Source organism: Mizugakiibacter sediminis, from assembly GCF_000953855.2.
Lineage (GTDB): Bacteria > Pseudomonadota > Gammaproteobacteria > Xanthomonadales > Rhodanobacteraceae > Mizugakiibacter > Mizugakiibacter sediminis.
Genome location: NZ_DF970277.1, coordinates 1 through 23,015, shown reverse-complemented (window position 1 = coordinate 23,015; position 23,015 = coordinate 1). Strand labels below are relative to the sequence as shown.

At 72.3% G+C, this 23,015-nt stretch carries 23 protein-coding genes and 1 tRNA gene; 7 read left to right on the top strand and 17 right to left on the bottom strand.

Annotation, left to right across the window (positions count from 1 at the left end; translation table 11 throughout):
• Positions 1–75: 75 nt before the first annotated feature.
• A complete protein-coding gene (locus tag MBSD_RS14630; protein ID WP_062538024.1) occupies positions 76–1,524 on the top strand; it encodes an amino acid permease in 1,449 nt (482 codons plus the stop codon).
• Positions 1,525–1,605: 81 nt separating this feature from the next.
• Positions 1,606–3,054 (top strand): amino acid permease, encoded by a 1,449-nt coding sequence (locus MBSD_RS14625; protein WP_062538023.1) that lies wholly within the window; start codon positions 1,606–1,608, stop codon positions 3,052–3,054.
• 390 nt (positions 3,055–3,444) lie between these two features.
• Here the strand turns inward: MBSD_RS14625 and MBSD_RS14620 are convergent, their stop codons facing one another.
• Positions 3,445–3,786 carry a high-potential iron-sulfur protein gene (locus MBSD_RS14620; RefSeq protein WP_062538022.1) on the bottom strand — a complete coding sequence of 114 codons (342 nt, stop codon included), beginning with the start codon at positions 3,784–3,786 and terminating at the stop codon, positions 3,445–3,447.
• A gap of 165 nt (positions 3,787–3,951) precedes the next feature.
• On the opposite strand from MBSD_RS14620, the gene MBSD_RS14615 reads away from it, so the two are divergent.
• The 4 genes from MBSD_RS14615 (at position 3,952) to MBSD_RS14600 (ending at position 6,971) form a co-directional block, all read left to right on the top strand.
• A complete protein-coding gene (locus tag MBSD_RS14615) occupies positions 3,952–4,599 on the top strand; it encodes a methylthioribulose 1-phosphate dehydratase (RefSeq protein ID WP_062538021.1) in 648 nt (215 codons plus the stop codon).
• Positions 4,596–5,138: a 1,2-dihydroxy-3-keto-5-methylthiopentene dioxygenase gene (locus tag MBSD_RS14610; RefSeq protein ID WP_062538020.1), complete on the top strand. Its 543-nt coding sequence runs from the start codon at positions 4,596–4,598 to the stop codon at positions 5,136–5,138. The genes MBSD_RS14615 and MBSD_RS14610 overlap by 4 nt, the downstream gene beginning before the upstream one ends.
• A gap of 87 nt (positions 5,139–5,225) precedes the next feature.
• On the top strand, positions 5,226–5,912 hold the full coding sequence (gene mtnC / locus MBSD_RS14605) for an acireductone synthase (RefSeq protein WP_062538019.1): 687 nt from the start codon (positions 5,226–5,228) through the stop codon (positions 5,910–5,912).
• 87 nt (positions 5,913–5,999) lie between these two features.
• Positions 6,000–6,971, top strand: coding sequence for a C13 family peptidase (locus tag MBSD_RS14600; RefSeq protein ID WP_062538018.1), 972 nt, complete (start codon positions 6,000–6,002; stop codon positions 6,969–6,971).
• Between the two features lie 12 nt (positions 6,972–6,983).
• Here the strand turns inward: MBSD_RS14600 and MBSD_RS14595 are convergent, their stop codons facing one another.
• The 12 genes from MBSD_RS14595 to hisS all read right to left on the bottom strand — a co-directional run bounded on the left by MBSD_RS14595 (position 6,984) and on the right by hisS (position 18,988).
• Entirely contained in the window at positions 6,984–7,907 is a 924-nt protein-coding gene (locus tag MBSD_RS14595; RefSeq protein WP_062538017.1) for a glycerophosphodiester phosphodiesterase family protein, read from the bottom strand.
• Positions 7,908–7,973: 66 nt separating this feature from the next.
• Positions 7,974–8,591: a bifunctional phosphoribosyl-AMP cyclohydrolase/phosphoribosyl-ATP diphosphatase HisIE gene (gene hisIE / locus MBSD_RS14590; protein ID WP_062538016.1), complete on the bottom strand. Its 618-nt coding sequence runs from the start codon at positions 8,589–8,591 to the stop codon at positions 7,974–7,976.
• On the bottom strand, positions 8,588–9,358 hold the full coding sequence (hisF, locus tag MBSD_RS14585; protein ID WP_062538015.1) for an imidazole glycerol phosphate synthase subunit HisF: 771 nt from the start codon (positions 9,356–9,358) through the stop codon (positions 8,588–8,590). The genes hisIE and hisF overlap by 4 nt, the downstream gene beginning before the upstream one ends.
• A complete protein-coding gene (locus MBSD_RS14580) occupies positions 9,352–10,086 on the bottom strand; it encodes a 1-(5-phosphoribosyl)-5-[(5-phosphoribosylamino)methylideneamino]imidazole-4-carboxamide isomerase (RefSeq protein WP_062538014.1) in 735 nt (244 codons plus the stop codon). Before MBSD_RS14580 ends, hisF begins: the two co-directional genes overlap by 7 nt.
• Positions 10,087–10,088: 2 nt before the next feature.
• The gene (gene hisH / locus MBSD_RS14575) at positions 10,089–10,727 is read right to left on the bottom strand and encodes an imidazole glycerol phosphate synthase subunit HisH (RefSeq protein WP_062538013.1); all 639 of its coding nucleotides are present in this window, start codon (positions 10,725–10,727) and stop codon (positions 10,089–10,091) included.
• Positions 10,727–11,839, bottom strand: a complete 1,113-nt coding sequence (gene hisB, locus MBSD_RS14570; RefSeq protein WP_062538042.1) for a bifunctional histidinol-phosphatase/imidazoleglycerol-phosphate dehydratase HisB — start codon at positions 11,837–11,839, stop codon at positions 10,727–10,729. Before hisB ends, hisH begins: the two co-directional genes overlap by 1 nt.
• A complete protein-coding gene (gene hisC, locus MBSD_RS14565; RefSeq protein WP_062538012.1) occupies positions 11,839–12,906 on the bottom strand; it encodes a histidinol-phosphate transaminase in 1,068 nt (355 codons plus the stop codon). Before hisC ends, hisB begins: the two co-directional genes overlap by 1 nt.
• Positions 12,903–14,228, bottom strand: a complete 1,326-nt coding sequence (gene hisD, locus MBSD_RS14560) for a histidinol dehydrogenase (protein WP_062538011.1) — start codon at positions 14,226–14,228, stop codon at positions 12,903–12,905. Before hisD ends, hisC begins: the two co-directional genes overlap by 4 nt.
• A complete protein-coding gene (gene hisG / locus MBSD_RS14555; RefSeq protein ID WP_062538010.1) occupies positions 14,225–15,127 on the bottom strand; it encodes an ATP phosphoribosyltransferase in 903 nt (300 codons plus the stop codon). The genes hisD and hisG overlap by 4 nt, the downstream gene beginning before the upstream one ends.
• The gene (locus MBSD_RS14550; RefSeq protein ID WP_062538009.1) at positions 15,124–15,474 is read right to left on the bottom strand and encodes a YerC/YecD family TrpR-related protein; all 351 of its coding nucleotides are present in this window, start codon (positions 15,472–15,474) and stop codon (positions 15,124–15,126) included. The genes hisG and MBSD_RS14550 overlap by 4 nt, the downstream gene beginning before the upstream one ends.
• Positions 15,475–15,581: 107 nt before the next feature.
• Positions 15,582–17,477, bottom strand: a complete 1,896-nt coding sequence (locus tag MBSD_RS14545) for an HAL/PAL/TAL family ammonia-lyase (protein WP_062538008.1) — start codon at positions 17,475–17,477, stop codon at positions 15,582–15,584.
• Positions 17,478–17,614: 137 nt separating this feature from the next.
• Positions 17,615–18,988, bottom strand: a complete 1,374-nt coding sequence (hisS, locus tag MBSD_RS14540) for a histidine--tRNA ligase (RefSeq protein WP_062538007.1) — start codon at positions 18,986–18,988, stop codon at positions 17,615–17,617.
• 140 nt (positions 18,989–19,128) lie between these two features.
• Here hisS and MBSD_RS14535 point away from each other — a divergent pair.
• A tRNA-Pro gene (locus tag MBSD_RS14535) sits at positions 19,129–19,205 on the top strand.
• Positions 19,206–19,261: 56 nt separating this feature from the next.
• On the opposite strand, the gene MBSD_RS14530 is transcribed toward MBSD_RS14535, so the two are convergent.
• The 4 genes from MBSD_RS14530 to MBSD_RS14515 all read right to left on the bottom strand — a co-directional run bounded on the left by MBSD_RS14530 (position 19,262) and on the right by MBSD_RS14515 (position 22,947).
• Complete coding sequence (locus tag MBSD_RS14530) at positions 19,262–20,155, bottom strand: hypothetical protein (protein WP_062538006.1); 894 nt, start codon at positions 20,153–20,155, stop codon at positions 19,262–19,264.
• Entirely contained in the window at positions 20,155–21,531 is a 1,377-nt protein-coding gene (locus MBSD_RS14525) for a glycosyltransferase family 2 protein (protein WP_082306696.1), read from the bottom strand. The genes MBSD_RS14530 and MBSD_RS14525 overlap by 1 nt, the downstream gene beginning before the upstream one ends.
• A gap of 103 nt (positions 21,532–21,634) precedes the next feature.
• Complete coding sequence (locus MBSD_RS14520; protein ID WP_062538040.1) at positions 21,635–22,555, bottom strand: ketopantoate reductase family protein; 921 nt, start codon at positions 22,553–22,555, stop codon at positions 21,635–21,637.
• Positions 22,556–22,605: 50 nt separating this feature from the next.
• Positions 22,606–22,947 (bottom strand): PilZ domain-containing protein, encoded by a 342-nt coding sequence (locus MBSD_RS14515; RefSeq protein ID WP_425478123.1) that lies wholly within the window; start codon positions 22,945–22,947, stop codon positions 22,606–22,608.
• Positions 22,948–23,015: the final 68 nt, after the last annotated feature.

Genomic DNA, 23,015 nt, shown 5'->3' with positions numbered 1-23,015 from the left:
GTCGCCTTGCGACGTCTGCGCCATTTTCCACAAGAGCGCCCGCGCATCCATGCCGATTTGCTCGGAGGGGAGTTCATGTTTCGAGATTTGTTCGTCACCAAGCCGGTGCAGACGGTCGCCCAGGCCGATGCCGAGGCGGTCGCCAACGGCGTCACCCTGCGCCGGGCGCTGACCGCGCGGCACCTCGTGCTGCTCGGCATCGGCGCGGTGATCGGCGCCGGCATTTTCGTGCTGACCGGCCAGGCCGCGGCGGTGCATGCGGGTCCGGCGGTCGTGCTCAGCTTCGTGATCGCCGGCTTCGCCTGCGCCTTCGCCGGCCTGTGCTACGCCGAATTCGCCTCGATGCTGCCGGTGTCGGGCAGCGCCTATTCCTATTCCTATGCGACGCTGGGCGAATTCGTCGCCTGGTTCATCGGCTGGATGCTGGTGCTGGAGTACCTGTTCGCCGCATCCACCGTGGCGGTCGGCTGGTCCGGCTATCTCAACAGCGTGCTCAGCGACTTCGGCCTGGGGCTGCCCTCGGTACTGGCTTCGGCGCCGCTGGCCCTGGTCGACGGCTCGTTCCAGTTCACCGGCGCGATCATCAACCTGCCGGCGGTGCTGGTCATCGGCGCGATCAGCATCCTCTGCTACGTCGGCATCACCCAGTCCGCTTTCGTCAACTCGATCGTGGTGGCGATCAAGCTGGTGGTGATCCTGATGTTCGTCGGCTTCAGCCTGCGCTACGTCGATCCCGTCAACTGGCATCCCTTCGTCCCGCCGGCGCAGGGCGACGGCCACTTCGGCTGGGACGGCGTGATCCGCGGCGCCTCGGTGGTGTTCTTCGCCTACATCGGCTTCGACGCGGTTTCCACCGCGGCGCAGGAGTGCAAGAACCCGCAGCGCGACATGCCGATCGGCCTGCTCGGCTCGCTGTTCATCTGCACCCTGCTCTACATCGTGGTGTCGGCCGTGCTTACCGGCATGCTGCCTTACCTCAAGCTCAACACCGCGCACCCGGTCACCACCGCCCTCGACGCCTACCCCAGCCTGCGCTGGCTGAAGGACGTGGTCGGCATCGGCGCGATCGCCGGCCTGACCTCGGTGATCCTGGTGATGCTGATGGGCCAGCCGCGCATCTTCTACACGATGGCGAACGACGGCCTGTTGCCCGCCGCGTTCGGCAAGATCCATCCGAAGTTCCAGACGCCTTACGTCGGCACGGTGATCGTCGGCATCGTCGCCGCCGTGCTGGCCGGCCTGCTGCCGATCGGCGTGCTGGGCGACCTGGTGTCGATGGGCACCCTGCTCGCGTTCGCCACCGTCTGCGTCGGCGTGCTGGTGCTGCGCCGCACGCGCCCCGACCTCGCCCGCCCGTTCCGCGTGCCCGCGGTGTGGCTGATCTGCCCGGCGGGCGCGATCGCCTGCCTCTACCTGTTCGGCCGCTCGTTCGTGGACAACTGGAAGTGGATGGGCGCGTGGATCATCCTCGGCCTGCTGATCTACTTCCTCTACGGCTATCCGCGCAGCAAGCTGCGCCGCTGATCGGCCTGGCCGACGGGGCGACCCGTCGGCCTTTTTCGTATCGCCGCGCGGCGGGCATCGCCGCCGTCCACCGGATCGACCATGCTCTCCCAACTGCTTGCCAAGAAGCATCCCCAGGCCGAGGCCTATGAGGCCGGCCAGCCGGCGCTGCGCCGCACGCTCGGCCCGTGGGGTCTGACCGCGCTCGGCATCGGCGCGGTGATCGGCGGCGGCATCTTCGTGATCACCGGCCAGGCGGCCGCCGACCACGCCGGCCCCGCCATCGTCGTCTCCTTCATCCTCGCCGCGATCTGCAGCGGCTTCACCGCGCTCTGCTACGCGGAATTCGCCACGCTGATCCCGGTGTCGGGCAGCGCCTACTCCTACGCCTACGCCACGCTCGGCGAGCTGGCGGCATGGTTCATCGGCTGGAACCTGGTGCTCGAGTATGGCGTCTCCGCCTCGGCGGTCGCCGTGAGCTGGACCGGCTACTTCCTCAGCCTGCTCGACCACTTCGGCATCCACCTGCCGGCGGCGCTGACCAACGCGCCGCTCGACTACGTCGACGGCCACCTGGTCGTCACCGGCGCCCTGTTCAACCTGCCGGCGGTGGCGATCACCATGGCGCTCACCTGGGTGTGCTACGTCGGCATCCGCGAGTCGGCGGGCGCCAACATGGCGATGGTGATCCTCAAGGTCAGCCTGATCCTGATCGTCATCGTGGTCGGCGCGCGCTACGTCGACCCGGCCAACTGGCATCCGTTCATCCCCGAGCAGCAAGGTCCGGACAAGTACGGCTGGCCGGGCATCCTGCGCGGCGCGGCGATGGTGTTCTTCGCCTACATCGGCTTCGAGGCCACCTCGACCGCCGCCCAGGAATGCAAGAACCCGCAGCGCGACATGCCGTTCGGCACGCTGGCCTCGCTGGCGATCTGCACGGTGCTGTACATCGCCATGGCGGCGGTGCTGACCGGCCTGCTGCCCTACGCCCGGCTCGGCACCGACGAGCCGGTGGTGACCGCCGTGCGCGCGCACCCGCAGCTCGCCTGGCTGCGCTGGCTGGTCGAGGTGGGCGCGCTGATCGGCCTGTCCTCGGTGGTGCTGGTGATGATCATCGCGCAGCCGCGCATCTTCATGATCATGGGCCGCGACGGCCTGCTGCCGGAAGTGTTCACCCGCATCCACCCGAAGCACCGCACGCCGCACATCAACACCGTGATCACCGGCATCGGCATCGCCCTGCTCGCCGCGGTGTTCCCGCTGAACGTGCTGGGCGACCTGGTGTCGATGGGCACCCTGGTGGCGTTCTGCGCGGTGTGCGGCGGCGTGCTGCTGCTGCGCCGCACGGCGCCCGAGCTGCCGCGCACCTTCCGCGTGCCGTGGGCGCCGGTGATCTGCACCGCCGGCATCGCCAGCTGCATCGTCCTGCTCACCACGATGAGCTGGTACAACTGGACGCTGATGGTCGTGTGGACGGTGCTCGGCTTCGCGCTGTATTTCGGCTACGGCTTCCGCCACAGCCGACTGCGGGCGGAACGTGCGGCGTCCTGAGGCCGACGGCAACGTACGCATACGTATGGACGCGCCATGCTCGACATGGGACGAGTCCTTTGCAGCAAGTCATTGATGGATCGCTTATTCTCAACAAGAGAATAAATCATCACTTCCGTCTATTGGCCCATCGGGGCCGACCCGCGCTATGATCCGTGGTCCGCGGGTTAGTCAACTTGGCAGTGGACCCCTCGGATTGCCGCTCGGGCGCGTCCAGGCGACCCAGCTCCTCGACCTGGGCGCGCTCGAGCAGCGATATCTCGGGCGCCCGCCCGCTCGCATCCCCTTCCGCAGATCGCGCGCCCGCTCCGGCGCCGCGCACGTGCGTCCCGAAAACGCCGAAGCCGGCCCGCGGGCCGGCTTCGCTGCGTCGCGGTTGAAGAACGAGGCTCAGGCCTTCGGCGCGTGCGCCGAACACCATCCCTTCGCGTTCACCGCCTTGCCGGGGAACAGCTGGCAGCCCGCATAGGCTTCGCCCGGCTTGCCCTGGAAGAACTTGCAGTTGGCGCAGTTGTCGCTCGCCTTGTGGTTGGCGTACTTGGTCTGGTCGACCTTGCTGGTGTCCTCCACATAGCCCAGCGCCTTCGCCGCCGGATCGTTCGGCGACAGGTGCGGCAACGCCTGCGCGTTCACCATGCGCGGCAGCATCGCGGCGAGCGCGGCGGCGCCGGCGGTGCCTGCGGCGACCTTGAGGAAGCGGCGGCGGGACGCGCTGTTCTGGTCGTTCGACATGGGTAGAACCTCCGTCGTTGAATGTGGACGCGGCACGGCCGCGGAGATGCACCGGCCGTCTATCCTACGCCCCGCAGCCGAACGCTGCATGACCTGCGTCAGCCGCGGCGGGCGGCATGCATGCGCGTGCTATAGTGCCGCTTCACGTCTGGCCGTCCGCACACGATGCCGATGACCGTTCCCGCCGGCTACGACCGGACCCGACTCGCCGCCTGCGCACGCAGCATCGCCGACGCCGGCCGCGCACTGGCCGCCCAGGGCTGGACGCCGGCCACCAGCAGCAATTTTTCCGAACGCATCGACGCCGGCCACGTCGCGATCACCATCTCGGGCCGCGACAAGGGCCGGCTCGGCGAGGACGACGTGATGGTGGTCGATCTCGACGGCAAGGCGGTCGGCACCGACGCCCGCCCCTCGGCCGAGACCGCGCTGCACACGCAGATCTACCGCCGCTTCGCCGAGGCCGGCGCGGTGCTGCACACGCACTCGCGCACGCAGACCGTCGCCTCGCGACTGTACGCCGCGGCCGGCGTGGTGCGCCTGCAGGGCTGGGAGCTGCAGAAGGCGATCACCGGCTACACCACCCACGAGAGCGTGCTGGAGCTGCCGGTGTTCCCCAACACCCAGCACATGCCCGAGCTGACCGCGCGCGTCGACGCCTGGCTGGATGCCGGCAGGCCGCTGTACGCCTACCTGATCGAGGGCCACGGCATCTACACCTGGGGCCGCGACATGGCCGAGACGCGCCGGCACCTCGAAGCGCTCGAATTCCTGCTCGCCTGCGAGCTCGACCTCCGGAGGCTGTCCGCATGAGCCGCCTGCGCATTTTCGACGAGACCGACGGCAGCACGCCGCTGCGCACCATCGAGTCCCACGCCGAGATCGTCCGCGCGCTCGGCGCCGCCGGCATCCGCTTCGAGCGCTGGGAAACGGCGCGGCCGGTCGTTCCCGGCGCCAGCCCGGACACGGTGATCGCCGCCTACCGCGGCGACATCGACCGACTGATGCGCGAGGAAGGCTACCGCTCCGTCGACGTGGTCAGCCTGACCGCCGACCACCCCGACAAGGACGCCCTGCGCCGCAAGTTCCTCGACGAGCACACCCACGCCGAGGACGAGGTGCGCTTCTTCGTCGCCGGCTCCGGGCTGTTCAGCCTGCACCTCGGCGACAAGGTCTACGAAGTACTGTGCACCCAGGGCGACCTGATCGGCGTGCCCGACGGCACGCGCCACTGGTTCGACATGGGCCCGCAACCGTACTTCGTCGCCATCCGCCTGTTCACCAACCCGGCGGGCTGGGTGGCGAACTTCACCGGCGACGCGATCGCCGCACGCTTTCCGCGCTACGAGTGAGCGACAGGGGCGTCGCCGCACGCGCGTGAGCGTGCCGCCCCGCGGCTTGCTACGCTCGCCCCGTCTCCCGTTTCCCCTCTCCCGCCCATGACCGAAACCCGCGCCATCGTCACCGACATCGAGGGCACGACCAGCTCGATCAGCTTCGTCAAGGACGTGCTGTTCCCGTACGCGCGCAAGCGCCTGCCCGCCTTCGTCGAGACCCACGCCGACCGCCCCGAGGTGCAGCACTGGCTGCACGAGGCGGCGAAGGAAGGCGGGCTGATCGCGGCCAGCCGCACCGAGGTGATCGACCTGCTGATCGGCTGGATCGACGCCGACCGCAAGGCGACGCCGCTGAAGGCGCTGCAGGGCATGATCTGGGAGGCCGGCTACGTCGACGGCGACTACCGCGCCCACGTCTACCCCGAGGTCGCGGCGAGGCTGCGCGCCTGGCGCGCGCAGGGCATCCGCCTCTACGTCTACTCCTCCGGCTCGGTGCAGGCGCAGCGGCTGTTCTTCCGCTACAGCGACGCCGGCGACCTGACGCCGCTGTTCGCCGGCTATTTCGACACCGAGACCGGCGGCAAGCGCGAGCGCGCGTCCTACGAGCGCATCGCCGAGGCCATCGGCGAATCGCCCGCGCACCTGCTGTTCCTGTCCGACGTGCTTGAAGAGCTGGACGCGGCCCGTGCCGCCGGCTTCCGCACCACCTGGGTGCAGCGCCCGCCGCTGGCCTGCCCCGCCGACGCGCGCCATCCCTGCGTCGCCGACTTCGACGCCATCGCCGTCTAGGGATGTTCTCTCCGCCGGCGCGCCCGTGATCCGCGTGCAGACAGCGCCGGCGACGCCTGCGTAGAATGGATCAGAGCATCCCGAACCATGCGCACCCTGCTCACCGCCCTGTTCGCGTTCCTCACCGGCGCCGCGCTGGCGCTTTCGCTGGCCGGCGAACGCGCCGCGCCGGTCGCGTCCGGCGACGGCGCCGCCGCGACGGCGCCGGCCGACCCGGACACCGGCGGCGCAGCCTGGGCCGACACCGACCTCACCCCCGAACAGGCGCTGTACGAGCAGGCCGATCTCGTGCAGGACGCGCTGGCGAAACTGAAGCCGCGCACGCCGGGCCAGGTCAACCTGTACACGCTGATCTTCGCCGGCGACGGCGGCGAGGACGTGTTCCGCAACGAGGCCGAGTACGCCGAGCGCATGCTGGGCCAGCGCTTCGCCGTCGCCGGCCGCACCCTGCTGCTGGAGAACCATCCGGCCACGGTCGACCGCCGTCCGCTGGCCACCTGGAGCAACCTGGAAGCCGCGCTGGACGGCCTCGCCAAGGTGATGGACCCGCAGCAGGACGTGCTGCTGCTGTACTTCACCTCGCACGGCAGCGAGGACCACACGCTGATGGTCGACCTCGACCCGCTGCCGCTCGATCAGATCGGCGCCGAGGATCTCGGCGACATCCTCAAGCAACGCCCGTTCAAGTGGAAGGTCGTGGTGGTCAACGCCTGCTACTCGGGCGGCTTCATTCCGCCGCTGCGCGGCGACGGCACGCTGGTGATCACCGCCGCGCGCAGCGACCGCAGCTCGTTCGGCTGCGACAGCGATTCCGAGATCACCTACTTCGGCCGCGCCCTGCTGGCCGATGCGCTGAACCGCACCGCCGACTTCGTGCAGGCCTTCGGCTACGCCCGCGACGACGTCGCCCGCTGGGAACGCCGCGACCAGTTGACGCCGTCCGAACCGCAGATCGACGTCGGCAAGGGCATCGCCGATCGGCTCGCCGCCTGGCGCCGCACCTTCAAGCCGGGCGTGCCGCTGCCGTTCGATACCCAGCAGATCGTGGTCGCGCGCTGAAGGCCGGCACCCTCAGCGCCACGCATGCGCGGCCCGCGCGGCCACGGCGGTGTCGGGAAAATCGCAGAACAGCGCGTCCACGCCCAGCGCGAACGCCGCGCGCAACTCGGCGCGCACGTCGGCGAACGGCGCGTAGCCGAGGTCGTCGCGGAAGGTCCAGGCGTGCACTTCGAGGCCGACCGCGTGCGCCGCGTCGACCAGACCGCGATCGCGCCCGCGGGCATCCCACAGCAGGCGCTTGTCCGGCGCGATGCCGCGCGCCCAGGTCGCCAAGGCGCGCAACCTTGCGCCGCGCGCGTCGGCTTGCGCCGGCAGCGTCTCGACCAGCGCGTAGCACGGATTGCCGAGGCGCTCTCCCGCCTCGCGCAGCACGCCGTGGTCGAAGCACTGCAGCCAGACCGGCGCCTGCGGACCGGCCAGGCCGCGCGTCTGCAACTCCGCCGCCAGCAGCGCCACCGGATCGAGGCCGCGCGCGCGGCAGCGCTGCGGATGCTTCAGCTCGGGATACACCGGCAGCACGCGACCCTGCTCGGCACCGAGGCGCGCGGCGAGCTCGAGCACGGCGGCGAAACGCGGCAGCGCGTGCCGGCCGTCGTGCGCGTGGTCGCGCTGCGCGAACGGCTGGATCGCGCGCAGCGTGTCCAGCTCGGCGGCATCGAAATCGGTGATCCACCAATCGCGCGTGCCGTCGCGTTCGCGGGCGCGCGAGGCGAACGCGGGCCGCGACGCCACGTCGGTGCTGCGCGCCAGGCCGTAGTCGTGGCGCGCATACAGCACGCCGTCGCGGCTCGGCAGCAGGTCCGGTTCGAGCACGTCGGCGCCCTGTTGCGCCGCCAGCGCGTAACCGGGCAGGGTGTGCTCGGGCAGGTAGCCGCTGGCGCCGCGGTGCGCGATCACGCGCGGCGGCCGGCCGTCCAGGGTGCGCCAGGCGGGCATGCGGAATCCATCGGGAAACCGTGCGCAGCATGCCGCGCGCGACCGCGGCTGCCAAGCGCGCGGCGCTCAGCGCGCGTCGTGACGCGCCTGCAGGCGTGCCGCCACCTCCGCCAGTCCGCGCCCGCGGGCGCGCAGCAGCACGGCGAGGTGGAACAGCAGGTCGGCCGCTTCGTCGAGCAGCGCCTCGTCGTCCTGCGATGCGCCGGCCAGCGCGGCCTCGACGCCCTCCTCGCCCACCTTCTGCGCGATGCGGCGCACCCCGGCCTCGAACAGCGCGCTGGTGTAGCTGCCCGCCGGGCGCGTGCGCGCGCGCTCGGCGATCAGCGCGTCGAGCCGGCCGAGGAAGCTCAACGCCGGCGCCGCCGCCTCGTCGAAACAGGTGTCGGTGCCGCGGTGACAGACCGGTCCGGCCGGCTCGGCCAGCAGCAGGATCGCGTCGGCGTCGCAATCCGCATGCGCCGACTGCAGCGCGAGGGAGTGGCCGGAGCGCTCGCCCTTGGTCCACAGTCGGCCCTTGCTGCGGCTGTAGAAGGTCACGCGCCGCTCCATCAGCGTGCGCTCGAGCGCCTCGCGGTTCATCCAGCCCTGCATCAGCACGCGGCCGTCCAGCCCATGCTGCACGATCGCCGGCAGCAGGCCGCCGCCCTTCGCCCAGTCCAGCGCCGCCGGATCGATGCCGTTCATGGCCGCACCTCGATGCCCTGCCCGCGCAGGTACGCCTTGAGTTCCGCGATCGCGATCGCGCCGCCGTGGAACACGCCGGCCGCCAGCGCGGCATCGACGTCGGCCTCGCGGAACGCGGCGAGGAAATGCGCCGGCGCGCCGGCGCCGCCGGAGGCGACCAGCGGCACGCGGCAGCGCGCGCGCACCGCGCGCAGTTGCGCGAGATCGTAGCCGTCGCGCGTGCCGTCGCTGCCCATGCAGTTCAGCACGATCTCGCCGGCGCCGCGGCGCTGCGCCTCGTCAACCCAGTCCAGCGTGCGCCGCGGCAGCGCGCGCGTGCGGGCCGGATCGCCGGCGTACTGGCGCACGCGCCAGACGCCGTCGGCGTCGCGCAGGCTGTCGATGCCGATCACCACGCACTGCGCGCCGAAGGCGCCGGCCAGTTCCTCGATCAATCCGGGCCGTTCCAGCGCCGGCGAGTTCACCGACACCTTGTCGGCGCCGGCGTGCAGCACCTCGCGCGCGTCCTCGACGCTGCGGATGCCGCCGGCGACGCAGAACGGGATGTCGAGCACGCGCGCCACGCGTTCGACCCAGGCGCGCTCGACGCGCCGCCCCTGCGGGCTGGCGGCGATGTCGTAGAACACCAGCTCGTCGGCGCCCGCGTCGCGGTAGCGCGCCGCCAGTTCGACGATGTCGCCGACCACGGCGTGGTCGCGGAAGCGCACGCCCTTGACCACCTTGCCGTCCGCCACGTCGAGGCACGGGATGATGCGACGCGTCAGCATGCCAGCGCCTCCGCCAGCATCAGCCGGCCCTCCAGCAGGCTGCGGCCCAGCACGGCGCCGGCGACGCCGGCGGCGCGCAGCGCGCGCACGTCGCCGACATCGCGCACGCCGCCGGAGGCCTGCACGGCCAGCTTCGGCGCCAGCACGGCGAGGTCGGCATAGAGATCGAGATTGGGGCCGGCCAGGGTGCCGTCGCGGTCGATGTCGGTGCACAGCAGATGGCGCGCGCCGGCGGCGGCGTAGCGCGGCGCGAGCTGATCCAGCGTCGCCGTCTCCTGCTCGGTCCAGCCGGCGCTGGGCAGGCGCCAGGCGCCCCCGCGCCAGCGCGCATCCAGCGCCGGCACCACGCGCTCGGCGCCGAACGCGACGAGCCAGCCGATCACGCGCGCGGGCTCGCGCACGGCGAGGCTGCCGATCACCACGCGCGCGACGCCGGCATCGAACAGGCGGCGCACGTCGTCCTCGCCGCGCACGCCGCCGCCGGCCTGCACGCGCAGGCCGATGCGGGCGATCGCCTCGATCGCGCGCAGGTTGGCGAAGGCGCCGTCGCGGGCACCGTCGAGATCGACCACGTGCAGCCACGCGGCGCCGGCGTCGGCGTAACGCTGCGCCAGCGTCACGGGTTCGACGGCGTAACCGGTCTGCCGCGCGTAGTCGCCCTGCTGCAGGCGCACGACGCGGCCGCCGCGCAGGTCGATGGCGGGAATGGCGGTGAAGGTCGTGGCCATGCTCAGGTTCCCGTCGCGCCGGCGCGGACCGCGGCCGGCTCCCGCAGAAAGTTCGCCAGCAGCCGCGCACCCGGCGCCGCCGAGCGTTCCGGATGGAACTGCATGCCGACGAAGTTGCGCCGGCGCACCATCGCGCTGAAGGCGCCGCCGTAATCGGCGCTGGCCAGCGTCCACGGCCCGACCGGCGCGGCGTAGCTGTGCACGAAATAGGCGTAGGCCGGCTGCGCCAGTTCCGCCAGCAGCGGATCGTCGCGCTCGATGCGCAGGCGGTTCCATCCCATCTGCGGCACGCGCGGCGCGGCGCCGTCGAAACGACGCACACGCGCCGGGATCACGCCGAGGCAGGCGGTGTCGCCCTCCTCCGAGGCCTCGAACAGCAATTGCATGCCGAGGCACACGCCCAGCACCGGCTGGGTCAGCGTCGGGATCAGGCGGTCGAGGCCGCTCTCGCGCAGGCGCGCCATGCCGGGCGCGGCGGCGCCGACGCCGGGCAGGATCACGTGCGTGGCGGCGCGGATGCGGCCGGCGTCGGCGCTCACCTCGGCCTCGACGCCGAGCCGCCGCAGCGCGCAGCGCACCGAGCCGAGGTTGCTGCCGCCGGCATCGACCAGCACCACGTCGACATTCGGCCGCGCTCGCATCACAGCGTCCCCTTGGTGCTGGGCAGCGCGTCGCCGTCGCGGCGCAGCGCCGGCCGCAGCGCGCGCGCGACCGCCTTGAAACAGGCCTCGACCATGTGGTGCGCGTTGTCGCCGCGCACGGCGAGGTGCAGGTTGGCGCCCAGCGCGTCGCACAACGAGCGGAAGAAGTGCGGCACCAGCTCGGTGGGCAGCTCGCCGACGCGCTCGCGCGGGAACGCGCCGGCGAAGGCGAAACACGACCGTCCGCACAGGTCGATCGCGGCGCTGGCCAGCGCCTCGTCCATCGGCAGCGTGCAGCCGGACTGCGCGGGTCGCGTCTCCCGCACGGGAAGATCCTCGGGCGAGAAACCGTAGCGGCCGATGCCGCGCTTGTCGCCGAGCGCGCGCCGCAGCGCCTCGCCCAGCGCCAGCGCGCAGTCCTCGACGGTGTGGTGCTCGTCGACGTGCAGGTCGCCGGCGCAGTGCAGTTCCAGCGCGAAATCCGCGTGCTTGCCGAGCTGCGCCAGCATGTGATCGAAATAGCCGATGCCGGTGGCGACGCGCGGCTCCGCCGCGTCGTCGAGATCGACGCGCACGCGGACGCGCGTCTCGCGCGTGCTGCGCTCGACCTCGGCGATGCGCGGCGCGTCGCACAGCAGGTGCGCGATCGCCGGCCAGTCGAGGCCCTGCGCGCCGATGCGCAGGCCGCGCACGCCGAGGTTGGCGGCGAGCTGCATGTCGGTCTCGCGGTCGCCGACCACCGCCGAAGCCGCGCGGCTCCAGCCGTCGTCGGCCAGCCAGTGGCGCAGCATGCCGGTGCCCGGCTTGCGCGTGTCGCGGCCCTCCTGCGGCAGGCTGCGGTCGATCAGGATCTCGCGGAAGACGACGCCCTGCGAGGCGAGGATCCGCAGCAGCAGGCGCTGCGGCCCAGCGAACGCCTCCTCGGGAAAGGCCGGCGTGCCGAGGCCGTCCTGGTTGCTGACCATCACCAGCTCGTAGCCGGCGGCGACGCAGCGACGCAGCGCCGGAATCACGCCGGGCAGCAGCGCGAACTTGGCGTAGCTGTCGACCTGCTCGTCGGCCGGCTCCTCGATCAGGCAGCCGTCGCGGTCGAGGAACAGCAGCTTGCGCATCACGCCGCCTCCGCGCGCGCCGCCAGCGCGGCGAGCAGACGCTCGTTCTCGGCCGGCGCGCCGACGCCGATGCGCAGACAACCGGCGAGGCCGCGCTGGCGGCCGACGTCGCGCACGACGATGCCGGCGTCGAGCAACGCGCGCCACGTGGCGGCCGCATCGGCGAAGCGCACGGCGAGGAAGTTGGCCTGCGACGGCAGCACCGCCAGCACGCCCGGCAGCGCCGCGAGGCGCACCGCCAGCCGCGCGCGCTCGGCGCGCAGCAGCGCCGCGCGCTCGTGCATCAGCGCGACGCCGCGCGCGTCCAGCGCCGCCAGCGCGGCGTCGACGCACGGCGTCGGCAGCGGGTACGGCGGCATGATCCGCCGCAGCAGGGCGACGATCTCCGGCGCCGCCAGCAGCGCGCCGATGCGCGCGCCGGCCAGCGCCCATGCCTTCGACAGCGTGCGCAGCACGACGAGGTTGTCGAAGCGCGGCAGCAGGGCCGCGGCGCTGGGCGTCCCGGCGAACTCGACGTAGGCCTCGTCCACCACCAGCAGGGCGCGCCCCCGCAGCGCTGCAGCGAGGCGTTCGAGCGTCGCCGGCGGCACGACGCCGCCGGTCGGGTTGTTCGGCGTGCAGACGAACACCAGCTTGACCGCCGGCGTCGCCGCCGCCAGCAGCGCGTCCGCGTCCAGCGCGAAGCCGTCCGCGAGCGGCGCCTCGATCACCTCCGCGCCCTGCACGCGCGCGCTCACCGCGTACATGCCGAAGGTCGGCGGACAGACGACGACGGCATCGGCGCCGGCGCGGCAGAACGCGCGCACCAGCAGGTCGATCGCCTCGTCGCTGCCGCGTGCGGCCAGCACCTGCCCGGCGGCCACGCCGTACAGCGCGGCGAGGCGCGCCACCAGCGCGGCGGGCTGCGGACCCGGATAGCGGTTCAGCCCGCGGCCGCCGTCGCCGGGCGGCGGCCACGGCGACTCGTTGGCGTTCAACAGCACCTGGCCGCCGCTCGCCTCCATGCGCGCGGAGGAGTACGGCTGCAGCGCGCGGATCTCCGGCCGCGCCAGCTCGAGCACGCTCATGCCGCCGCCTCCAGCGCCGCCAGCCGCAGCGTCACCGCGGCGGCGTGCCCTTCCAGCGCTTCGGCGCGCGCCAGCGTCGCCGCGCACGGGCCGATCGCGCGCAGGCCGTCCGCGCTCAGTTCCTGCACGGTGATCTGCTTCTGGAAGCTCGCCACCGACAGCCCGCTCCATGCTCGCGCATGGCCCCAGGTCGGCAGCACGTGGTTGGTGCCGCTGCAATAGTCGCCGATCGATTCCGGCGACCACGCGCCGAGAAACACCGATCCGGCGGCGTCGATGCGCTCCAGCAGGGCGCGCGGCTCGCGCACGTTGAGGATCAGGTGCTCAGGCGCGTAGGCGTTGCTGATCTCGGCCGCCTGCGCCAGCGAGGCGGTGCGGATCAGTCGCGCGTTCGCCAGCGCGGCGCGCGCGATCGCCGCGCGCGGCAGCGCCGCGCACCGGCGCTCCAGTTCGCCGGCGACGGCTTCGAGCAGCGCCGGCTGCGGCGACAGCAGCAGCGCCTGCGAATCCGGCCCGTGCTCGGCCTGCGCCAGCAGGTCGGCGGCGACGAACCGCGCGTCGGCCGCGTCGTCGGCGATCGCCAGCACCTCGGAAGGCCCCGCCGGCATGTCGATCGCCGCGCCCTGCGGCTCCGCCGCCACCTGCAGCTTGGCCTGCGTCACCCAGGCGTTGCCCGGGCCGAACAGCTTGTCGCAGCGCGGCACGCTGGCGGTGCCGTAGGCCATCGCCGCGATCGCCTGCGCGCCGCCCAGCTTGAACACGCGGCGGATGCCGCACAGCCGCGCGGCGTACAGCACGGCCTCGTCGCAGCGTCCGTCGCGCGCGCGCGGTGGCGTGCAGAGCACGATCCCGGTGCAGCCGGCGATCTGTGCCGGCACCCCCAGCATCAGCGCGGTGGACGGCAGCGGCGCGCTGCCGGCGGGCACGTACAGGCCGACGCGCGCGATCGGCCGCGGCACGCGCTCGCAGACCACGCCGGGCGCGGTCTCGACGCGCACCGGCCCCGGCGCGGTCGCGCGATGGAACAGGGCGATGCGCTCATGGGCCTCGCCGATCGCCGCCTTCAGCGCGGCCGGCAGCGCCGCCTCGGCGGCGGCCCATTCGTCGTCGCCCACCTCCAGCGCATCGAGTTCGCAGCCGTCGTAGCGGCGCGTCAGCAGGTGCAGCGCGTGGTCGCCGTCGGCGCGCACCTGCGCGAGGATGCGCGCCACCGCGCGCCGCAGCGCCTCGTCGTGCGCTGACGCGGGCCGCGCCAGCGCAGCGGCGCGCGCGGCGGCGTCCAGCGCGTTCCAGTCCAGTATCGCCGGGGCGCATGCGTTCATATCAGCATCCGCTCCACCGGCATCACCAACATCTGGCTGGCGCCGGCGCGCTTCATCTCCTCGAGGTGCTGCCAGGTGACGCTGCCGTAGCACAGCGCCTGCAGCGCCACCTTGTCCTCGCTGCCCTCGATCGGCATCACCGTCGGCTGCTGTCCCTGCGGCAGGATGCGCTCGATCTCCGCCAGCGCCGCGCGCGGCGCGTGCAGCAGCACCAGTTTCGAATCGCGCACCTGCAGCACGCCGTCGAGGCGCCGCAGCAGCAGTTCGGTGAGGTCGCCGCGGGCATCGGCCGGCAGGGCGCGCGGACCGGCCAGCACGGCCTCGCACTCGAGCAGGGCGGCCGCTTCGCGGAGCTGGTTGGCGGCCAACGTGGCGCCGCTGGCGACCAGGTCGCAGATCAGGTCGGCGCTGCCGAGGCGCGGCGCGATCTCGACCGACCCCGACAGCACCACCACGCGCGCATCGACGCGCTGGCGGCGCAACCAGTCGGCCAGCAGGTTCGGATAGCTGGTGGCGATGCGCAGCCCGGCCAGGCCCTCGGGGCCGGCATATCCCTGGCCTTGCGGCAGGGCCAGCGCCAGCCGGCAGCGGCCGAAGCCCAGCGCGCGCAGTTCGCGGTACGGCGCCGCGTCGACGCCGTCGGCGATGGCGAACGCCTGCTCGCGCAGCACGTTGCGGCCGACGATGCCGAGATCGCACACGCCCTCCGCGATCAGGCCCGGGATGTCGTCGTCGCGCACCAGCAGCAGGTCCACCGCCAGGCTTTCGCCGAAGCAGAACAGCTTGTCGCGGCTCTCGCGGAATTTCAGTCCGCAGCGCGCCAGCAGGTCGCGGGAGGCATCGGCCAGGCGCCCGGACTTCTGCAGGGCGATGCGCAGGCGTTCGCGCGGCGGGCTCATGCGCGGCTCCTGCGCCCGGCGGCGGCGCGCGCCGTGCGGCGCGGCGCGATGTTGCGCGCGGCGGCGGCCAGGTAGCCGCCGCTGCCCTGGTTGAGGAAGCGCGCGACGCGGCCGATGGTGGTGATGCTGACCGCGGTGCGCTCGTGGATCTCGCGGTAGGAAACGCCTTCCAGCAGGTAGGGCACCACCCGCCAGCGGTCGACCAGCGCCTCCAGTTCGGCCGGCGTGCACAGGTCGTGCAGGAACGCCCGCATCTCCTCCACCGTGCGCAGCGCCAGCAGGGCGCGGCACAGGCTCTCTTCGGCGGAATCGGCAGGGGTCTCGGGTTGCAGCGATCGGCGCTTCATATCGTATTAACGCGTTAGCACATTAAAGCGCATCATAGCGCCGCCCCTGCCCGACCGCAAGGGGCGGCGGGCGGCGGGTGAGGAACACGGGCCGGCGCGGCCGCGGCTCAGGCCAGCAGCGCGCCGCTGGCCACCAGGGCGCAGATGCGCTGCACGTCGCCGTCCATGGCGCGGTCGCGAGAGATGAAATCGATGTGTTCGCGGATGACCGCGAAGGCCTTGCGCACGGCGGCGCCGGCGTGGAAGTCGCCGGCCTCGGCCAGCGCCTTCTGCAGCGCGCGCACCTCCTGCTCGAACCGCGCGCGCTGCGGATGCGCGGGATCGGGCGCGTTGACCACCTTCGCCGCCAGCGCCGTCCAGCCGCCGCGCTCGGCCAGGCGACGCGCGGCGTTGAGCATGTCCTGGCGGTACTCCAGCGCCTGCGCGGCGGTGTACAGTTCGAGCGCCAGCACGTGGCCGAGGTCCTCGCACATTTCCAGCACGTGGCGCGCCTCGTTGGCGCCCATCGAGACGTGGTCCTCGGCGTTGGCGCTGGTCGGGATCGAGTACACCGAGGCGGGGTGCGCGCGCGTGGCGAGATCGTTGACCAGCGCCGCCGCGGTGTACTGCACGATCATGAAGCCGGAATCGGTGGCGTCCTCGTTGCCGGTGAGGAAGGCCGGCAGGCCGTCGTTGGTGGCGGGGTCGACCAGCTTGTTGAGGCGGCGCTCGGAGATCGACGCCAGCACCGGGATCGCCGCCTTCACGTAGCTCATCGCCAGCGCCAGCGGCATGCCGTGGAAGTGGCCGGCGGAGATCACCTGGTCCTCGATGTAGCGCGGGTTCTCGGCGTCGGGGAACACCAGCGGGTTGTCGGTGACCGCATTCAGTTCGACGTCGATCACGCGGCAGGCCTGCGCCCAGGCATCGCGCACCGCGCCGTGCACCTGCGGCATGCAGCGCAGGCAGTAGGCGTCCTGCGGCTGGTGCTTCTTGCCGCCCTTGAACGGCAGGAAGCGCTGGTAGAACGCTTCGCGGCCGTGGCGCTGGTGCGCCGGCACCCACTCCCAGGCGATGTCGAAGCGCTGCGCCTGCTCCTCCGGCGTCGACCAGGCATCCGCCGACCAGGTGCGGAAGCGCGGCACCAGGTGGTAAGGGATGTCGACGAGGTTGGAGCCTTCCAGCAGGCCGCGCACGCGCGCCGCCGTCTCCACCTGGCCCGGATGCGGGCGCAGCGCGTGCACCTCGGGACGCAGCGCGCCGCTGCGGCCGGCGAAGGCGTCCAGCGTCATCGCCGCGGCGAGGTCGGCGGTGTCGAGCAGGGCCTGCAGCCGGTCCAGCGCCAGCACGGCGCAGGCCAGCATCTGCGTGGTGCCGTTGTTCAGCGCCAGACCTTCCTTGAACGAGAGACGCACGGGCGCGAGGCCCGCCCGCTTCAGCGCCTCGGCGCCGGACATGCGCTCGCCCAGGTGGAACGCCTCGCCGCCGCCCAGCAGCACGATCGCCAGATGAGAGAGCGGTGCGAGGTCGCCGCTGGCGCCCACCGAGCCCTTCTCCGGGATCACCGGGATCACGTCGCGGTTGAGCAACTCGGCCAGCGCCTGCAGGGTCGAGGCGCGGATGCCGGAATGGCCGCGCATCAGCGTATTGATGCGGATCGCCAGCATCGCGCGCACCACGTCGGCGGCGAAAGGCTTGCCGACGCAGACCGCGTGCGTGATCACCAGGTTGCGCTGCAGCTCCTCCATCAGGCTGCCGTCGACGGCCTCCGGGTTGCCGCCCGGCAGCTCGTCGCGCGCGCGGTGCGCGCCGAGCAGCTTGTCGGCGTTGCTGCCGAAGCCGGTGGTGACGCCGTAGATCGGCTCGCCGCAATCGACGCGCTCGGCGAGGAAGTCGGCGGCGTGCTGCACGCGCTCGAGCTGCTTCGCGTCGAGGGCGACGCGCGCGCCGTGGCGGGCGATCGCGACCACCTGCCCGCGGGTCAGGTGGCTGCCGTCCAGAACGATCGTGTCTTCAGTCTTCACCGTGCCGCCTCATCGCCTTCATTCGTGTCGATTGCGCGCCCGCGGAAGCGGGCATCGATGCTGCACGCTAGCGCGCGCGCCCAATGGATTCCTGCCTGCGCGGGAATGACGCCATGGGGTGCGTGGGTCCTTTGCATTCACCCCATCGCCGCCGCCTGCTCCAGCTCGACGCGCAGCGTCTTGGCCAGTTCCGCGCGCGGCACCTCGAACTGCTCCTGCCGGCGCATGTCCTTGATCGTGACCACGCCCTTGGTCAGCTCGTCGGGGCCGAGCACCAGCACGAAGCGGATGCCGGCGCGGTCGGCATACTTGAACTGCTTGGCCAGCTTGCCCGGCTCCAGCACCGCCTCGGTGGCGATGCCGGCTTCGCGCAACTGCGTCGCCAGCTCGAGGCAGGCCGGCAGCGGCACGTCCTCCATCAGCGTGACCAGCGCCTGCACGGTGCTGGCGGCGGCGCCGAGCAGGCCGGCCTCGCGCAGTTGCCAGAACAGACGCGTGGCGCCGATCGAGATGCCGACGCCGGGCAGGTGCGACCTGGTGTAGTGCCCGGCGAGGTTCTCGTAGCGGCCGCCGGAGCAGATCGAGCCGATCTGCGGATGCTCGACCAGGTGCGTCTCGTAGACGGTGCCGGTGTAGTAGTCGAGGCCGCGCGCGATCGACAGGTTCAGGGCGAAGTGGCTCTGCGGCACGCCGAACGCCTTGACCAGGTCCAGCACCTCCTTCAGTTCCGCCCTGCCCTGCTCGAAGGTCGCGCTGCCGGCGCCAAGCGCGTCCAGCTTCGCGTGCGCGTCGGCCAGCGAAGTGGAGCGGATCGAAACGAACGCCATGATCCTGTCGGCCGTCTCGGCGGACAGGCCGAACTCCGGCCCGGTCAGCGTGGCGCGCACGGCGTCGGCGCCGCGCTTGTCCAGCTTGTCGACCTCGCGCAGCACCAGCGTCTGCCGCTCCGCGTCGTCGATGCCGAGGCCCTCGAACCAGCCGCGCATCAGCTTGCGGTTGTTCAGCTGGATCACGAACGGGCCGATCGCCAGCTCGCGGAACACGCTGTGGATCACCGCCGGCAACTCGGCGTCGTAGCGGATCGACAGGCTGTCCTTGCCGATCACGTCGATGTCACACTGGTAGAACTCGCGGAAGCGGCCGCGCTGCTGGCGCTCGCCGCGGTAGACGCGCTGCATCTGGTAGCGGCGGAACGGAAAGCTCAGCTCGCGCTCGTGCTCGGCGACGTAGCGCGCCAGCGGCACGGTGAGGTCGAAGCGCAGCGCCAGCTCGGGCCGGCCGCCCTTCTCCAGGTCGCCGGTCGACTGCACGAAGTAGACCTGCCGCTCGGTCTCGCCGCCTTCCTTGGTCAGCAGGATGTCGGCGTATTCCATCGCCGGCGTCTCCACCGGCAGGAAGCCGTAGCGCTCGAAGTTGCGCCGGATCGTGTCCAGCATGTTCTGGAAGGCGACCTGGTCGAGCGGAAGCAGCTCGAGCACGCCGGGCATGGTGCGGGCCTTCGTCTGCGCCATGGATGCCTCGGGGGTGACGGAACGGCGGGAAGCCGCATAGCCTAGCAGATGCGGCCCTCCGGGCCGCCGCGGGCGGGCCGCCCGCGGCCGGCGGAAGTTGCCAAGGCGCGGGGCCGTCGCTATCATGCGCGGCTCCCGGTCGGGGTGTAGCTCAGCCTGGTAGAGCGCTACGTTCGGGACGTAGAAGTCGCAGGTTCAAATCCTGTCTCCCCGACCAATTTTTCCGCACGCGAACGCCCGGCCCCGCCGGGCGTTCGCGTTTTCCGGCACCGCTCAGAAGCTGCAGACCGCGGCCAGGTCGAGGTAGCGGTAGGCGTAGGTGTAGGTGGCGTTGATCGGGGTGTTGCTGTAGCCGGCGGTCAGCCGCAGGCGCCAGCCGCGCGCGCCCTCGGGCGAGACCGCCGCGAGCTCCGCCAGCCGGGCCGGATCGGCGCCGGCGCCGGCGACCCACTGGCGGCCGTAGCCGGCCGCGGCGCGCAGGCGCCAGCCGTGCACGAAGCGCTGTACGTTCACGGTCGGCACCGCCTCGCCGAACCAACGCGGCGAGAAGTAGTCGAACTCGCGCGGCGTGCTGTCGTGGAAGTACCGCGTGCGCAGCTGCAGCGACACGCCGTAGCGTTCCGAGGCCACCCAGATGGCGCGCCCGCGCAGCACGGTGCGCAGGTTGCTGCCGGTGAAGTCCTGCACGGCGGCGAGGCCGACCAGGGTGAAGCGCGGCGCCACGGCGAAATCGCGGGTGACGCCGGCGTAGGTGTAGTACAGGCCGCGCTCGGCGCCCGATCGGGTCTCGACCAGGTCGCGCTCGACGAACGCCTCGCGGTGTTCGCCGCCGGCGTCGCTGTACAACGAGGCGCTGCCGAGCGCGCTGTCGCCATCGCTGCCGATCCTCGCATTCCACTTCCAGGCGCCGCCGGCGTCGCCGGCGAAGCGCCCGTACAGGCGCCAGGCGTCGTCGTGCCAGCCCGGGCCGCCGAAGCGGGCGTGCTGCGCCTCGATGCCGGCATAGTGGTCGGCGTCGCGCCACGCCGGCAGCCAGCCGGCACCCAGCTTCAGCACCTCGGCGTGATCGGCGTCGGAGGACGCGAAGGCGTCGAACACCAGCGCCTCGCCGGCGTGCGCCGACGCGCCCAGACCCAGCAGCAGCGCCGCGCACAGAAAACGGCGCATCACTTCGTCCCCCAGGTTTTCTTGAAGTGCAGCAACTCGGCGACGTAGCCCCACACGCACACCGGTTGCAGGATCATGGTGTACACCAGCGTGTACAGCAGCAGGCCGCGGCGGTTGCGCCTGACGCGCAGGCCCTGGGCCTTGAACATTTTCGACTGCACGCGGAACAGCGCGCCGTTCCACAGCACCGCGAACGGCAGCACCGCCAGCGTCATCGGCCCGGCGATGTAGTAGTAGCCGCACAGGCCGAGCAGGATGCCGGGCAGGAAGGCGAAGGTGTAGACCAGGTCCATCGGCAGGAAGCACAGGTTCCACCAGATGAACAACGTGGTCATGCGCGGCCTCAGCAGCAGCCTGCCGTGGCGCTGGAACGCCTCGACCAGGCCGCGCGACCAGCGCTGGCGCTGGCGCGCGAACTGGCGCAACGTTTCCGGCACGTTGGTGAACATGCAGGCGTCCTCGCAGTAGCCGACGCGCCAGCCGCGCTCGAGCATCGCCCAGGTCAGGACGATGTCTTCGCCGACGCACTGCGGCCAGCCGCCCAGTTCGAGCAGCGCCTCGCGCGTGTACAGCGAGAACGCGCCCTGCGCCACCAGCGTGCCGTGGTACATGCTCTGCATGCGCTTGACCGCGGCGATGCCGTGGAAGTAGTCCCACTCCTGCGCGCGCGTCAGCCAGTTCACGCGCGAGTTGCGCGCCAGCACCGCGCCCGCCACCGCGACCGTGCCCTCGGGATCGCCGAGGAAGCGTTCCACCAGCTTGCGCACCGCGTCGGCGCGCGCCCAGGAATCGCCGTCCACGGTGACCACCAGCGGCTCCGTCGACTCGGCCAGCGCGCGGTTCAGCGCGCGCGACTTGCCGCCGTTGCGGCCGTGTTCGATCAGGCGGAAGCGGCGGTTCGGCCCGCTGTGCCGCGCACAGGCCTCGCGGGCGATGTCGGCGCTGCGGTCGCGCGAACCGTCGTCGACCACCACCACCTCCATGTCCCCCGGATAGTCCTGCCGCGCCAGGCTGTACAGCGTGTCTGCGATGTTGGCCTCCTCGTTGTAGCAGGCCACCAGCACCGAGACGCCGGGATAGCTCGACAGCGGCCGCCGCGGCGGCCGCCGATCCAGCGCCATCGTCGCCATCAGGAAGCTGTTCATGAAACCCGGCAGGTAGGCGATGAAGGCGATCAGGAGCACCGCCAGCCACGCCGGCAGCACCGCCGACAGTTCGTGCAGCCAGGGCAGCGACAGCCACACGCTGGCCGAGGTCCAAAGCAGCGCCGTCGCCACGGCGATCAGGAACTTGACGCGCACCGTCAGATAGGGACGCTGCGCGCGCTCGGCCACGACCACGGCGCCCGAGTTCGGGCCGCTGTCGTCCTTGCGCATGGGGGGCTGCTCCGGTTCGGCGCAGTCGGTCCGACTGCGGGTCACCCGGGGTTGTGCAGGAAGCGTGCCCCTCCGTGCGCGTGCGCGCAAACAATCGTGTCGATCAGGCGATCGCGCGCTGGCGCTCGTAGGCCGCCACGTGCGCGTGCGCCGCGGCCAGCAGCGGCGTGTCCAGCCCGGCGCGGCGCGCGCGATCGCGCAGGTCGCCGAGGATGTGCTCGCCCTCGGTGCGGCCGCCGCGCTCGATGTCGCGCAGCATCGAGGCCTTCAGCGGCGAGCCCGGCGCGGTGAGGATGCGTTCGGCCTCGAGGCATGCGGCCGCGTCGAGCGGGTGTCCTTCGCGGGCGGCGACCGCCGCGCATTCCGCGTACAGCCGCCGCGCCAGCACCGCGCCCTCCCCGCTCGCCGCGATCACGCCTACCGGCGCGCGCAACAGGCAGGTGACGCCGGCCAGGGCGGCGATGAAGGCGAACTTCTCCCACATCGCGCCGAGGATGTCCGCGGGCTCGCGCACGTCGCCCGGCATGCGCCGCAGGGTGGCGCGCAACGCGGGCAGCGCGGGGTCGTCCGCGCGCCGCGCGCCCCAGGTGAGGCGCTCCAGCGCGCCGAACTGGCGGATCGTGCCGTCCGGCTCCAGCGTCGCCGAGATATGGCAGAGGCCGCCCAGCACGCGCGGCGCGCCGAACGCCGCGTCCAGCGCGTCGAGATGGCGCAGGCCGTTCAGCAGCGGCAGCACGCGCGTGTCCGCGCCCACCGCCGGGCGGATCGCCTCGATGGCCGCGTCGAGGTCGTAGGCCTTGCAGGACAGCAGCACGAGATCGTAGCGGGCGTCGCCGGGCACGGCGGTCAACGCGCGCACCGGCGCGGCGAACGGCCGCGACGTGCCGTGGATGCGCAGGCCGTCGGCGGCGAGCGCGGCGGCGCGCGCGGGCCGCACCAGGAAGGCGACGTCGGCGCCGGCCTCGATCAGCCGCGCGCCGAACCAGCCGCCGGTGGCGCCGGCGCCGAGCACCAGCACCTGCAGGGAACGTGACGTCGGAGGCATGCGCGTGCGGGCGGCGGCCGGCGCCGGAGCTACATCGTGTGCGTGCCGCGATCGGAGCCGATGATGCCGGCCAGGATCGACTCGATCTTGGTGCGCGCCGCCTCGCCGTCGGCGGATTCGTTGAACTGGATGCCGATGCCGGCGGTGCGGTTGCCCTGCGCGCCGGGCGGGGTGATCCATACCACCTTGCCGCTGACGCCCAGCCGGTCCTTGTCGTCCATCAGCGTGATCAGCAGGAACACCTCGTCGCCGAGGTTGTAGCGCTTGGCGGTGGGCACGAACAGGCCGCCGCCCTTCACGAACGACATGTAGGCGTTGTACAGCGCACCCTTGTCCTTGATCACCAGCGGCAGGATGCCCTGGCGCGGCATGCCCGCGCCCGTCGGTCCGCTCATCTGCCCTCTCCCGTCGGCCGCTGCCGCGTTCGGCACCGGCGGCA